This window comes from Streptomyces sp. NPDC020965, assembly GCF_044333555.1.
In the GTDB taxonomy this organism is placed as follows: Bacteria; Actinomycetota; Actinomycetes; order Streptomycetales; family Streptomycetaceae; genus Streptomyces.
Window position 1 is genome coordinate 12,152 of record NZ_JBIRRE010000001.1, and the last position, 12,749, is coordinate 24,900.

The following is a 12,749-nucleotide window of genomic DNA, read 5'->3' on the forward strand; positions in this document are numbered from 1 at the left end:
ATCCACTATCCAGGATCGTACGTCACACCTTTGCCAGGGCATTTTGCTGCCGCTAAGAATTACCCAGTCGCCGCCACAGGAGCGCAGCGCCGCCTCCTCGGCCTGATGCGACTTCCCGATTCGAAGAGGTACGTCTGTATGTCCGCGTCCAGCACCCGTATGACCAAGGCCCGCAAGGTCTCGATCGCCGGTATCGCCGCCGCCGGTACCGCAGCCATCACCCTCTCCCTCATCCCCAACGGCTCCACTGCCGACGAGGCCGCCGCCAAGGCCGCCCCGGTGGCGTGGGAGGTCGACGCCAAGACGGCGAAGACCCTGTCCGCCGAGTCGCACATCGCTTCGCAGAAGACCGCGATCGAGACCAAGGTCGAGGCCGCCGCCAAGGCCGCCGCGAAGGCCGAGGCCGACACCGCCGTCAAGGCGAAGCTGGCCGTGGCGACCAAGAAGGCCGCCGCCGAGACCGCCGTCAAGAAGCGTGTCGAGGCGAAGACCGTCGCCAGCCGCTCCGTCGCCGCGAAGCCGGTCTACGCGAACAACCTGGACGGCTGGATCCGCGAGTCGCTCGACATCATGAAGAAGGAAGGCATCCCGGGTTCGTACAACGGGCTGCACCGCAACATCCTGCGTGAGTCGAGCGGTAACCCGCGCGCCATCAACAACTGGGACATCAACGCCATCAACGGCGTGCCCTCGAAGGGTCTGCTCCAGGTCATCCAGCCGACGTTCAACGCGTACCACGTGGCCGGCACCCCGTTCGACCTGTACCACCCGGTCGCCAACATCGTCGCCGCGGCCAACTACGCCGCCGACCGTTACGGCTCGATCGACAACGTCTTCGGCGCCTACTGAGCCGACGGACGCGTACACACAGACGTAGGGCGGCATCCCCCGGATCGGGGGGTGCCGCCCTTTGTCCGTACCGCCCACTGCCCGGGCCGGGCCGGGCGGTAGTGAGGCGGGGGGTTACTTGCGCATGACCTCCGGCTCATGGCGGCGGAGCAGCCGGGCGACCGCGAAGCCGCAGATCACACCGATGGCGAGCAGGATCGCCACATTCAGGCCCCACTGGCTCGCCGTGTGCTCCCAGAGGGGGTCCAGGTCGTCCGGGTTCTTCGGGTCCCACGGCGGCATCAGACGGCCCAGGTCGAGGGTCGAGCCCGCGCCCGCGATGGCCCAGCGGGACGGCATCAGCCAGGCGAACTGCTCCAGACCGGGGGAACCGTAGATCTTGAAGAGGATGCCGGTGAACACGACCTGGACGATCGCGAACATCACCAGCAGGGGCATGGTCTTCTCGGCGGTCTTCACCAGCGAGGAGATCACCAGGCCGAACATCATCGAGGTGAGGCCGAGGGCGATCACGACCACGCAGAGTTCCATGGCGGGCGGCATGATCAGGCCCTCGGCCGGCAGCTCCCGGGTCGCGAAGCCGATACCGCAGAGGATGACGCCCTGGCAGGCCGTGATCAGCCCGAGAACGATCACCTTGGACATCAGATAGGCCGAGCGGGAGAGACCGGTGGCCCGCTCCCGTTCGTAGATGACCCGTTCCTTGATCAGCTCTCGTACGGAGTTGGCGGCGCCCGAGAAGCACATGCCGACCGCGAGGATCAGCATGATCGTGCCCGCCTCGCCGTTGAACCGGGACTTGCCGTCGTCGGGCCGGGCGAGGCCGAATTCGGCCGGGATGACGACACTGACCAGGCCGAGCACGGCGGGCAGGATCACCATCAGGCCCAGGAAACCCTTGTCGGACGCGATGACGGAGACATATCTGCGCACCAGCGTCGCGAGCTGCACGCTCCAGCTCTGCGGCTTCGGCGGGCGCAGCCGCTGTGGCGGGGGCGCACTCGCCGGCTGCGCGACGGCGGCATCGACATCCGCCGCGTACAACTGGTAGTGCTGTGAACCGCGCCAGCGGCCCGCCCAGTCGTAATCGCGGTAGTTCTCGAACGCGGAGAACACATCGGCCCAGGTGGTGTAGCCGAAGAAGTTGAGGGCCTCCTCCGGGGGGCCGAAGTAGGCGACCGAGCCCCCGGGTGCCATCACGAGCAGTTTGTCGCAGAGGTGCAGCTCGGCGACGGAGTGGGTGACGACCAGGACTGTCCGGCCGTCGTCGGCGAGACCGCGCAGCAACTGCATCACATCGCGGTCCATGCCCGGGTCGAGGCCGGAGGTCGGCTCGTCCAGGAAGATCAGCGAGGGTTTGGTCAGCAGCTCCAGGGCTACGGAGACACGCTTGCGCTGGCCCCCGGAGAGGGAGCTGACCTTCTTGTCCTTGTGGATGTCGAGCTTCAGCTCGCGCAGCACCTCGTCGACGCGGGCCTCGCGCTCGGACTCGGCCGTGTCACCGGGGAAGCGGAGTTTGGCCGCGTACTTCAGCGCCTTCCGGACGGTCAGCTCCTTGTGCAGGATGTCGTCCTGCGGGACCAGACCGATGCGCTGGCGCAGTTCGGCGAACTGCCGGTAGAGGCTGCGGTTGTCGTAGAGGACATCACCCTCGTTGGCGGGGCGGTAGCCGGTGAGCGCCTTGAGCAGGGTGGACTTGCCGGAGCCCGAGGGGCCGATGACACCGATCAGCGACTTCTCGGGCACCCCGAAGGACACGTCCCGCAGTATCTGCTTCCCGCCGTCGACCGTCACCGTCAGATGGCGGGCGGAGAACGAGACCCCGCCGGTGTCGACGAACTCCTCCAGCCGGTCGCCGACGATACGGAAGGTGGAGTGGCCGACGCCGACGATGTCGTTCGGGCCGATGACGGCGGTGCCGGACTTGGCGATCGGCTGGCCGTTGACGTAGGTGCCGTTGTGGGAACCGAGGTCGTGGATCTGGAAGCGGCCATCGGGGGCGGCGGTGAATTCGGCGTGGTGGCGGGAGACCTGGAGGTCGGAGACGACCAGCTCATTCTCCAGCGCCCGGCCGATGCGCATGACACGGCCCAGTGCGAGCTGATGGAAGGTCGTCGGGCTGCGGTCGCCGTGGACGGGGTGGGCGCCGGCCTCCTGCTGACGCGGGATGGGCGGGCGCTGTGCCTGGTGGGCGGCTTGGTGCTGCTGGTGTTGGTGTTGGTGACCAGAAGGCTGCTGGTGGTGACCAGGGGGCTGCTGATGTTGGTGCTGCCAGGCAGCGCCGCCCTCGGCCGACAGCGGGACCTGTGCCGGTGCCGGGCGCGTCCGGTGATCGGCCTCCGGGCGCTCGGGCGCGCCGTACGGGTCGGTCGTGGCACCGTTCAGATTCAGCCGCGGGCCGTCGGTCGCATTGCCCAGTCGTACGGTCGACCCGGCGCCGATCTCCGACTGCTGGACCCGCTGGCCCTCCACATAGGTGCCGTTGGTGCTCTGGTGATCCTCGATCACCCAGCTCTGGCCGTTCCAACTGATGGTGGCGTGCCGCCACGAGACCCGGGCGTCCGCCAGCACCAGGTCACCCTGCGGATCGCGACCCAGGCTGTACGGCCTGGACGGATCGAGAGTCCAGGTCGCGCCATTCCATTCCAGTACGAGTTCACGCACTCCATGCCCCACTAATTTTCCCCCGAGTTACCCCCGTTGCAGGGAGTCTAGGGATGGCGAACATCGGGGGGAACTATTTCAGGCGCGGTCGCACCACTGGTAGTCGGGCCTGGTGAAGGGCGGGGCGGCGGACAGTCGGACCGAGGCGGTGGCCCCCCCGGCGGGAGGACCATGGCACGACCCGTTGACGGCGGGAGGGCGCCCGCGGAGAGTGGACGGAGAGCGGCAGTCGGCCAACGCTCCGTGAGATCACCCGGAGTCGGCGACCGGGTTGGAGCCGGCAGGGATCGGGGGGTCCGCGTGGACACGACCGGCAGCGGCGGCAGAGTGCCCTGGACGGATGTGGTGCTCGCCGCGGTCACCGCTGTGAGCTGGTCCTTAGTGGGGATGGCGGGTGTGGCCGCGCTCGGCCTGCGGCTGCTGGAGGCCGACGCGGCGGGAGCGCTGGGACCCATGACGGCGGCCGTGGTGGTCCTCGCGGTGAACGGTTCGGTCCGCCCATCCGGCGATGTCTCCGTATTTGGTCTGGAGGGCGCTCAGGCGCGGAGCGCCGTCGATATCACGCCACTCGGAGTGAGTCTGGTCGGTGCCCTGCTTCTCGCGTACTTCTTTCTGCGCTCTCTGCGGCGGGCCGGGGCGTACATCCCGGGTACGGAACTCGCCGCGCGGACGGGCGCGGTCGTGGTGCTCTTCGTCGCCACGACCGGTGGTCTGGCGTGGGCGGGCCACGATGTCATCACCCTCGACGGGGCGAAGCTGGGGCCCGGCGCGGACCGGGTGCCCGGGATCGGCGGCGGGGGCATCGAGCTGCCGGGTCTCGGCGCCGTCGGAGAGCTGCTGCCGGACCGGCTGGGTGAGCTGGTGGACGCCAGGGCGTCGGTCGGTTTCACCGTGGAGATCGCCGACTCGCTGGTCGGGGCCGCGTGCTGGGTGCTCGGGGTGCTGCTGATCGCGCTGCTCGCCGGGCGGCGCGCACCGCTGCCGCGCGCCCTGACCGCGCTCGGCCGGGCGGTCCGGCCGGCCACGTCCGCGACGGTGAGCGTGCTGCTGGTCGCGGTGGTCGCCGGATACGCGGCCGCCGGACACGCCGCGCTCGGTGACGACCGTCCGGGCCGGATCGCCGGGGCGGCGCTGCTCGGGGCGCCGAACGGGGTGTGGCTGGGGGCTCCACTGGGGCTGTTCGTACCGTGGCACGGCGAGGCCGGGGGCGCGCTGGCCCGGATGCTGCCGGACCCACTGGACGAGTTCTTCCAGCTCGCGGCGGACCGGCCCGCGACGGTGTCCCGGCTGGCGGAGCTGGACTCCCGGGTGTGGCTGCTGGCGGTGGCCGCCGCGGTGATGATGCTGCACGCGGGGGTACTGGCGGCCTCGCGCACTCCGGCCGACGGGCGGGGCACCGCCGCGTTCGCGGGGCGGTGCGCATTACGGCTCGGCGCGGTGACCGCGCTGGTCCTGCCGCTGCTGGTGTGGTTGACGGACGTATCGGTGGACGCCTCGCTGTCGGTGCTGGGCCTGGACGCCTTCGGCGCGCGGATCGAACTGCACGGTCAGACGGGCACGGCGCTGCTGCTGGGGGCGGTCTGGGGGACGGCGGCGGGGGGCGCGGGGGCGCTTCTCGTCCGGCTGACCGGGGGTGGCCACGAGGAGAGCGCGCATGCGGGGGCGGTGGGCACGGGCCCCGGGGCGGAGTCCGCGGCACCGGGGCCGTACCGGCTGGTGGCCCCGTACCGGCCGCCGAACCCGGACACCAATCCGTACCTCCGACTGCCTCCGGGTGGCCATGGCGCGCGGACGGTGCCGGGGCCGCTACCACCGCCCCGGCCCGAGAGCCCTGGCGGCGCAAAGGGGCCGGGGAGGGGCGCCAGGCCCGGGAGGGGGGAGGGACCCCGGACAGGCCAAGGGCCCGGGAGAGGGGATGGCCCGCCGCCACCGGGGGTGCCGGGGGGCGGCGGCCGGTGATCTCCGACTTCCGGGGTGTCCGCCCATCGGGACGCGGCGTCTCGTCGTCACCTTCGCCGGATACGGTGGACAGACCATGAGCGCTTCGCAGAACTCAGACGTACGCACCCTTCTCGTCAAGATCTTCGGGAAGGACCGTCCCGGGATCACCGCCGGGCTGTTCGACACGCTGGCCGCCTACGCCGTCGATGTCGTGGACATCGAGCAGGTCGTCTCCCGGGGCCGGCTGGTCCTGTGCGCCCTGGTCACCGAGCCCACCGCGGCCGGTACCGACGCGGGGGAGCTACGGGCCACCGTCCACAGCTGGGCCGACTCCCTCAACCTCCAGGCCGAGATCATCTCGGGCGTCGGTGACAACCGACCGCGTGGCAGCGGGCGTTCCCACGTCACCGTGCTCGGGCATCCGCTGACCGCCGAGACGACGGCGGCCATAGCGGCACGGATCACCTCCATCGGCGGCAACATCGACCGGATCTTCCGGTTGGCGAAGTACCCCGTGACGGCCGTGGAGTTCGCGGTGTCCGGTACGGAGACGGAAGCCCTGCGTACGGTGCTGGCCACCCAGGCGGCGGACATCGGCGTCGATGTGGCCGTGGTCTCCGCGGGACTGCACCGCCGCGCCCAGCGGCTGGTCGTCATGGACGTCGACTCGACGCTCATCCAGGACGAGGTCATCGAGCTGTTCGCCGCGCACGCGGGGTGCGAGGCCGAGGTCGCCGAGGTCACGGCCGCCGCGATGCGCGGGGAGCTGGACTTCGAGCAGTCGCTGCACGCTCGGGTGGCGCTGCTGAAGGGCCTGGATGTCTCGGTGGTGGACAAGGTGCGCTCCGAGGTGCGCCTCACTCCCGGCGCCCGGACCCTGATCCGCACGCTGAAGCGGCTCGGCTTCCAGGTGGGAGTGGTCTCTGGTGGTTTCACCCAGGTCACGGACGATCTGAAGGAGCGGCTGGGGCTGGACTTCGCCTCGGCGAACACCCTGGAGATAGTGGACGGCAAGCTGACGGGCCGGGTGACCGGCGAGATCGTGGACCGTGCGGGTAAGGCGCGGCTGCTGCGCCGGTTCGCCGACGAGGCCGGGGTGCCGCTCGCCCAGACGGTCGCGATCGGCGATGGTGCGAACGATCTGGACATGCTCAACGCGGCCGGCCTCGGCGTCGCCTTCAACGCCAAGCCCGTCGTCCGGGAGGCCGCCCACACGGCGGTCAATGTGCCCTTCCTGGACACCGTGCTCTATCTGCTGGGGATCACCCGCGAAGAGGTCGAGGCCGCCGACGGCGAGGGCGCCGAACACTGACCGTAAGGGCGCGTCCGCCGTGGGGCGCTCCGATCGGTACCTCCCCGCACCCGCAGGACGGGGACGTACGGGGACGTACGCGGCGACGGGTGTACGGATCCGGGTGGACGCCGCGGGGGGCACGGAGCGACCCCGGCCGACGGTCGGCCAGCAGGGCGACGGCTCGGCGGGCCGATCGCCCGGCGGTACGCTCCCGGGTTCGGAACATGCCCCGGTCCCGACACGCGGTGCGCGCCGGGACCGGTATCAGAAGCATCCGAGGGGTCCGGGGACATCCGGGGGATCCGTGGCACGACGGCCGTAACGGGTCGGCCGGACGCATCAGTCACGCGGATCAGTCGTGTGGATCAGTCGTGTGGATCAGTCGTGCGGGGTCCAGTACTCCGCCAGCGTGCCGACGCCGTGCTCCACGGCCTTCCAGGAGCCGGTGAAGCGGATGACGGCGAAAGCCGAGGTCGGGAACGCGCTGCGGTTCATCCTCGCGAGGGCGTCGCCCTCCGCCTCCCCCGCGAGCGCGTCCGCGAGTGCGTGCGTCCCGGGGTTGTGGCCGATGACGAGGAGGTTGGACACGTCGTCCGAGGTCTCGTTCAGCAGGGCGATGAGCTCGCCGAGTGACGCCTCGTACAGCCGCTCCTCGTAGACCGTGCGGGGGCGCTCGGGCAGCTCGTGCACGGCCAGCTTCCACGTCTCCCGGGTTCTGGTCGATGTCGAGCAGAGCGCGAGGTCGAGGGCGATACCGGTCTCGGCGAGCCTGCGGCCCGCCACGGGGGCGTCCATACGGCCCCGCTCGGCGAGCGGACGCTCATGGTCGGCGGACTGCGACCATTCCGCCTTCGCGTGTCGCAGGAGAACGATCGTGCGGGATGGGGAGGGTCCGGGGGATGTCCCTCCGGAAGACGTGGCGACGCTCATGCACCCCAGCTTCGCATGAAACGTGCCAGCAGGCGCGGGGTGTTGACGGGCTCCCCCACTGTGGGTGAATCCGCCACCCGGGGCCGCTCGGGTGGTCCGACGCGCCGGCGGAGGGACCGCGGGTCAGCCGGTCAGCCGGTCAGCTCAGCGGGTCAGCGGGTCAGCGGGTCAGCGGGTCAGCGGGTCAGCGGGTCAGCGGGTCAGCGGGTCAGCAGAGTCTGGAAGTACTCCAGGGCCCGGCGGAGGTCGGACTCGCCGTCGACGGCCTGCGCCTGGGCGGGATCGGCCATCACCACGAACAGCACGGCGAAAGCCACCACCGGCAGTGCGAGCGCCCACCACGGCAGCCTGATATCGACGCGGCCCTCGGTCCGGGAAGGGATGGTCGTATGGGCCGACATGGCCGCCTCCGTGGATTCTGATCGGCAGGTCTGCGATCGATACGACAAACCTACGGAGCAGAGGCCACTGGGCCCACCCGGCGCGCCACCCACTTCCCCCTGACCCTGGCCCCCTAGGGGATGGTGGTGCTAGCCCCACCATCCCGACCGAGAGGCCAACGAGCCTGTCAGGGTGAGGCGATGGAGGCGATGACCCCCATGACGACAAAGAGGGCGATCATCGTGCCGAAGACCAGGAGGAGCTTCTTCTGGCCGTTCTTCGGATTCGGGTCGAGGACTGGCATGGGGTCAGTCTCGCATCCCGGTCTCGTCCTCGATCGTCCGGTCCCTCCCGGCCAGCACGCCGAAGACGATCTGCGGCACGAGCAGCCCCGCCATCAGCGCGATCGGCAGCTCCCAACCGCCGCTGTGCTGGTACAGGACACCGACGAGCAGCGGTCCTGGGATGGAGATCAGATAGCCGGTGGACTGGGCGAAGGCGGAGAGCCGGACGACACCGGCGCCGGTCCTCGACCGCATCCCGATCATGGTGAGGGCGAGCGGGAAGGCACAGTTGGAGATGCCGAGCAGCAGGGCCCAGGCCCAGGCTCCGGCTGCGGGGGCGAAGAACAGTCCCGCGTACCCCAGCAGCCCGCACAGGCCGAGGACGACGACGATCGGCCCCTGCCGGGGGAGCCGGGCGGCCAGTTTCGGGATGACGAACGCGAGCGGTACGCCCATCACCATGGTCACGGCGAGCAGCGCGCCCGCCGTCCCGGCCGGGACCCCCGCGTCCCGGAAGATCTGCGGCATCCAGCCCATGGTGATGTACGCGCCGGTGGCCTGGAGCCCGAAGAAGGCGGCGAGCGCCCACGCGGTCCGGCTGCGGGTGATCCTCGTACCGCTCCGCTCCGTACCGCGGGAACGGCCGTCGTGGACGGTGGCGGTGCGGTCGCGGGCCAGGCCGATCCAGGGCAGCACGGCGAGGACGGCGAGCAGCGCCCAGACGCCGAGCCCCAGGCGCCAGCTACCGCCGAGCAGCTCCGTGACGGGGACGGTGACGGCCGCCGCGCCCGCGGTGCCGATGGCGAGGGCCATGGAGTAGAGCCCGGTCATCGAGCCGACGCGGTGCGGGAAGTACCGCTTGACGATCACCGGCATCAGCACATTGCTGACGGCGATGCCCATGAGCGCGAGTGCGCTAGCGGCGAGGAAGCCGGCCGTGCCGCCCGCGAAGGGCCGGATCAGGAGTCCGGTCGCGATGGCGGCCATGCCCGCGGAGACCACGGCGACGGGGCCGAAGCGGCGGGCGAGGCGGGGTGCCGCGATGCCGAAGACGGCGAAACAGAGGGGCGGTACGGAGGTGAGGAGGCCGGCGACGCTGCCGCTCATACCGAGGCCGGTGCGGATCTCTTCCAGCAGGGGGCCGAGGCTGGTGATCGCGGGGCGGAGGTTGAGGGCTGCGAGCACGATGCCGACCATGACGAGCCGGGTGATCCAGACCGTGTGCCGGGGGGCGAGCGCGTCGGCCGTCAGGGTGGGGATCGCGGGCCGGGTCGATCCCTCCGGCCGGGTCCGGGTTTCATCAGGCATGGAGCCATCATAGAATCATGGGATGATTGATTGTCCAATCTCGAACTAATAATTGAACCAAGGAACGGGCACGCGGCACGAGGCGCCCAGGCGCCACCGGCCCACCGCCCCCGGCCGTGACTCCTGTCACGCCACCGCCGACCGCCACGCCGTGACCCACCGTCCCCTGCCGAACCCGCCCGCCGCCGACCGCCACGCCGTGACCCACTGCCGACCGAACCGCCCGCCGCCGACCGTCACGCCATGCGCCGCCGCCACGACGACGCACCGACCGACCGACACGAAGGACCGAGGAGCACGATGTCCCTGACCTCTCCCCGCCGCTCCGGGCTCACCGATCAGGTGATCGCCCAGTTGCGGAACCAGATCACCTCGGGCGAGTGGCCGGTCGGTACCCGCATCCCCACCGAACCGGAACTCGTCGAGCAGCTCGGCGTGGCCCGTAACACCGTCCGCGAGGCCGTCCGCGCCCTCGCCCACAACGGACTGCTGGACATCCGGCAGGGCTCCGGCACCTATGTCCTGGCCACCAGCGAACTGGCCGGTGTGATGCACCGCCGCTTCTCCGGCGCTGCGCCCCTGCACGTCGCCGAGGTGCGGTCGACCCTGGAGTCCTCGGCCGCCCGGCTGGCCGCGCTCCGGCGCACGGACCGCGATCTGCGGCAGCTCGACACCCTGCTGGCCCGTCGCGACGATGCCTGGTCGTCGGGTGATGCGGAGCGCTTCGTCGCCGCCGACCTGACCTTCCATCTGGCGGTGGTGGCCGCCTCCCACAACGACGTACTCGGGGAGCTCTACGCGGACCTGGGCGATCTGCTGCGCGACTGGGTGCGCGACGACGTGGGTGATGAGCTGCGCCCGGGGCAGCACATGGACCACGGCCGGCTGGTCGAGGCGATCAGGGCGGGCGACGGAGAGGCGGCGGCGGCCGAGGCCGCGAGCTATCCGTTCCTCTGTCCGCGCCGTCAGCTTCCTTAGGGTCTTCCGCTGGGATCGGACGGGAGCCCGGCGAGATCCGGACGAGCTGCGCTAGGAGCCCACGACGGGCTGATGGCTCACCCAGACCGCGCGGATCTCCTTCCAGCAGCGGTCCGTGAGGGCCAGATAGCCGGCCGGATCGAGGTCGGCCGGCGCGCTGTCCCCGTCGATGTCCCACCAGCGCTCGCACTCCACGTGCAGCCGGACGCGGTCCGTGACGGGGTACGGATTGTGGCAGTAGGCGGTGGCGCGGGAGCCCTCGATCTCCGTACGGCAGTCCGCCTCGTACGTCCTGGGTTCCGGTTCCTGGGACAGGGCCTCCGGGGTGGCCCACAGCAGCAGCGTCGCCGCCGCCAGTACGGGCGCTGAGCGCCGGATCATACGCATGAGCATGACCTCCTCGGCCGTACCGCTGCGCGAGCGCGCCGCGGCTGCACCACAAGGGGGATTGCTCCTCCAGCCTCGCCGTCAGGCCCGCGCGCCGCGCGCTGTGCGGGCCGAACGGGCGACGCCCCGCCCCCCGCGAGCCGCGGGGAACGGGGCGTCGGCCGGAGCCAGCGGGGCGTTACGAACCCAGCATGTGGACGCCGCCGTCCACGTGGACGATCTCGCCCGTGGTCCGCGGGAAGAAGTCCGAGAGCAGACCGACGATGCCGCGACCGGCCGGGTCCGGGTCGCCGAGCTCCCAGCCGAGGGGGGCGCGGTGGTCCCAGCCGTCCGCCAGGGTCTCGAAGCCGGGGATCGACTTGGCCGCCATCGACTTGAGCGGACCCGCCGAGATCAGGTTGCAGCGGATGTTCTTGGGGCCCAGGTCACGGGCGAGGTAGCGGTTGGTGGACTCCAGCGCGGCCTTGGCCACGCCCATCCAGTCGTACACCGGCCAGGCGACCTGCGCGTCGAAGGTGAGACCGACGACCGAGCCGCCGCGCTCCATCAGCGGCAGACAGGCCATGGCCAGCGACTTGTAGGAGTACGCGGAGACCTGGACCGCGGTGGCGACGTCGCTCCACTCCGCCTCCAGGAAGTTGAACGCGCCCTGCGGGCCGAAGGCGATCGAGTGCACGATGCCGTCGAGACCTGAGTCGTCGCTGGAGTGCTCACGGATCTTGTCCGCGAGGCCGTCCAGGTGCTCCTGGTTGGTGACGTCCAGCTCGATGACGGGGGCGGTCTTGGGCAGCCGCTTCGAGATCCGCTCGACCAGGCTGAGCCGGCCGAAGCCGGTGAGGATGACCTCCGCGCCCTCCTCCTGCGCCACCTTGGCGGCGTGGAAGGCGATGGAGGAGTCGGTGAGGACGCCCGTGACGAGAATGCGCTTGCCGGCGAGGATTCCACTCATGGTGGTCAGTGACCCATGCCCAATCCGCCGTCAACGGGAATGACGGCTCCAGTGATGTACGAGGCGTCGTCGGAGGCGAGGAAGCGCACGGCGGCGGCGACCTCCTCCGGCTGCGCGTAACGGCCGAGCGGCACCTGGGCGACGATGCCCGCGCGCTGCTCGTCGGTGAGCACCTTGGTCATGTCGGTGTCGACGAAACCGGGCGCTACGACATTGAACGTGATGTTCCGGGAGCCCAGCTCACGGGCGAGCGAGCGGGCGAAGCCGACCAGGCCGGCCTTGGAGGCGGCGTAATTGGCCTGCCCCGCCGAGCCGAGGAGACCCACGACCGACGAGATCAGCACGACGCGGCCCTTCTTGGCGCGCAGCATGCCGCGATTGGCGCGCTTCACGACCCGGAAGGTGCCGGTGAGGTTGGTGTCGAGGACCGAGACGAAGTCGTCCTCGGACATCCGCATCAGCAACTGGTCCTTGGTGACACCGGCGTTGGCCACCAGCACCTCGACCGGACCGTGCGTCGTCTCGATCTCCTTGTACGCCTGCTCCACCTGCTCGCTGTCGGTGATGTCGCACTTGACGGCGAGGAAGCCCTCCGGGGGCTCACCGGAACGGTATGTGATCGCGACCTTGTCACCGGCGTCGGCGAAAGCGCGGGCGATGGCGAGGCCGATGCCCCGGTTTCCTCCGGTGACGAGAACCGAGCGGCTCAACGGATCACCCTTTCTTTGGCGGTCGTGGTTACCCCCCGAAACTATCCGTCCCGTGCCGCTCCCGGAGAATCGGG

At 70.6% G+C, this 12,749-nt stretch carries 12 protein-coding genes; 4 read left to right on the forward strand and 8 right to left on the reverse strand.

Going from position 1 to position 12,749, the window contains the following annotated elements; translation table 11 throughout:
* Positions 1-138: 138 nt before the first annotated feature.
* The gene (locus ACH4S7_RS00075) at positions 139-849 is read left to right on the forward strand and encodes a transglycosylase SLT domain-containing protein (RefSeq protein WP_398518748.1); all 711 of its coding nucleotides are present in this window, start codon (positions 139-141) and stop codon (positions 847-849) included.
* Positions 850-963: 114 nt separating this feature from the next.
* On the opposite strand, the gene ACH4S7_RS00080 is transcribed toward ACH4S7_RS00075, so the two are convergent.
* Positions 964-3,513 carry an FHA domain-containing protein gene (locus ACH4S7_RS00080; RefSeq protein WP_398518749.1) on the reverse strand — a complete coding sequence of 850 codons (2,550 nt, stop codon included), beginning with the start codon at positions 3,511-3,513 and terminating at the stop codon, positions 964-966.
* A 387-nt stretch (positions 3,514-3,900) separates the two neighbouring features.
* Between ACH4S7_RS00080 and ACH4S7_RS00085 the strand changes: the two genes are divergently transcribed.
* The gene (locus ACH4S7_RS00085; protein WP_398519972.1) at positions 3,901-5,472 is read left to right on the forward strand and encodes a streptophobe family protein; all 1,572 of its coding nucleotides are present in this window, start codon (positions 3,901-3,903) and stop codon (positions 5,470-5,472) included.
* Between the two features lie 76 nt (positions 5,473-5,548).
* Positions 5,549-6,766, forward strand: coding sequence for a phosphoserine phosphatase SerB (gene serB / locus ACH4S7_RS00090; protein WP_398518750.1), 1,218 nt, complete (start codon positions 5,549-5,551; stop codon positions 6,764-6,766).
* A 360-nt stretch (positions 6,767-7,126) separates the two neighbouring features.
* Here serB and ACH4S7_RS00095 read toward each other — a convergent pair whose 3' ends face one another.
* The 4 genes from ACH4S7_RS00095 to ACH4S7_RS00110 all read right to left on the reverse strand — a co-directional run bounded on the left by ACH4S7_RS00095 (position 7,127) and on the right by ACH4S7_RS00110 (position 9,651).
* Positions 7,127-7,678 (reverse strand): SixA phosphatase family protein, encoded by a 552-nt coding sequence (locus ACH4S7_RS00095; RefSeq protein ID WP_398518751.1) that lies wholly within the window; start codon positions 7,676-7,678, stop codon positions 7,127-7,129.
* A 200-nt stretch (positions 7,679-7,878) separates the two neighbouring features.
* Positions 7,879-8,079 (reverse strand): hypothetical protein, encoded by a 201-nt coding sequence (locus tag ACH4S7_RS00100; RefSeq protein ID WP_398518752.1) that lies wholly within the window; start codon positions 8,077-8,079, stop codon positions 7,879-7,881.
* Between the two features lie 167 nt (positions 8,080-8,246).
* Positions 8,247-8,363: an SGM_5486 family transporter-associated protein gene (locus ACH4S7_RS00105; RefSeq protein WP_398518753.1), complete on the reverse strand. Its 117-nt coding sequence runs from the start codon at positions 8,361-8,363 to the stop codon at positions 8,247-8,249.
* 4 nt (positions 8,364-8,367) lie between these two features.
* Positions 8,368-9,651 (reverse strand): CynX/NimT family MFS transporter, encoded by a 1,284-nt coding sequence (locus tag ACH4S7_RS00110; protein WP_398518754.1) that lies wholly within the window; start codon positions 9,649-9,651, stop codon positions 8,368-8,370.
* A 300-nt stretch (positions 9,652-9,951) separates the two neighbouring features.
* Between ACH4S7_RS00110 and ACH4S7_RS00115 the strand changes: the two genes are divergently transcribed.
* A complete protein-coding gene (locus ACH4S7_RS00115) occupies positions 9,952-10,629 on the forward strand; it encodes a FadR/GntR family transcriptional regulator (protein WP_398518755.1) in 678 nt (225 codons plus the stop codon).
* A 51-nt stretch (positions 10,630-10,680) separates the two neighbouring features.
* Here ACH4S7_RS00115 and ACH4S7_RS00120 read toward each other — a convergent pair whose 3' ends face one another.
* The 3 genes from ACH4S7_RS00120 to fabG form a co-directional block, all read right to left on the reverse strand.
* The gene (locus ACH4S7_RS00120; RefSeq protein ID WP_398518756.1) at positions 10,681-11,010 is read right to left on the reverse strand and encodes a hypothetical protein; all 330 of its coding nucleotides are present in this window, start codon (positions 11,008-11,010) and stop codon (positions 10,681-10,683) included.
* Between the two features lie 184 nt (positions 11,011-11,194).
* On the reverse strand, positions 11,195-11,965 hold the full coding sequence (fabI, locus tag ACH4S7_RS00125; RefSeq protein WP_398518757.1) for an enoyl-ACP reductase FabI: 771 nt from the start codon (positions 11,963-11,965) through the stop codon (positions 11,195-11,197).
* 5 nt (positions 11,966-11,970) lie between these two features.
* Positions 11,971-12,675: a 3-oxoacyl-[acyl-carrier-protein] reductase gene (gene fabG, locus ACH4S7_RS00130; RefSeq protein ID WP_398518758.1), complete on the reverse strand. Its 705-nt coding sequence runs from the start codon at positions 12,673-12,675 to the stop codon at positions 11,971-11,973.
* Between the last annotated feature and the right edge of the window lie 74 nt (positions 12,676-12,749).

Coding starts and splice junctions, on each gene's coding strand:
- ACH4S7_RS00075 (WP_398518748.1), top strand. CDS start 139: ATGTCCGCGTCCAGCACCCGTATGACCAAGGCCCGCAAGGTCTCGATC.
- ACH4S7_RS00085 (WP_398519972.1), top strand. CDS start 3,901: ATGGCGGGTGTGGCCGCGCTCGGCCTGCGGCTGCTGGAGGCCGACGCG.
- serB (WP_398518750.1), top strand. CDS start 5,549: ATGAGCGCTTCGCAGAACTCAGACGTACGCACCCTTCTCGTCAAGATC.
- ACH4S7_RS00095 (WP_398518751.1), bottom strand. CDS start 7,678: ATGAGCGTCGCCACGTCTTCCGGAGGGACATCCCCCGGACCCTCCCCA.
- ACH4S7_RS00100 (WP_398518752.1), bottom strand. CDS start 8,079: ATGTCGGCCCATACGACCATCCCTTCCCGGACCGAGGGCCGCGTCGAT.
- ACH4S7_RS00105 (WP_398518753.1), bottom strand. CDS start 8,363: ATGCCAGTCCTCGACCCGAATCCGAAGAACGGCCAGAAGAAGCTCCTC.
- ACH4S7_RS00110 (WP_398518754.1), bottom strand. CDS start 9,651: ATGCCTGATGAAACCCGGACCCGGCCGGAGGGATCGACCCGGCCCGCG.
- ACH4S7_RS00115 (WP_398518755.1), top strand. CDS start 9,952: ATGTCCCTGACCTCTCCCCGCCGCTCCGGGCTCACCGATCAGGTGATC.
- ACH4S7_RS00120 (WP_398518756.1), bottom strand. CDS start 11,010: ATGATCCGGCGCTCAGCGCCCGTACTGGCGGCGGCGACGCTGCTGCTG.
- fabI (WP_398518757.1), bottom strand. CDS start 11,965: ATGAGTGGAATCCTCGCCGGCAAGCGCATTCTCGTCACGGGCGTCCTC.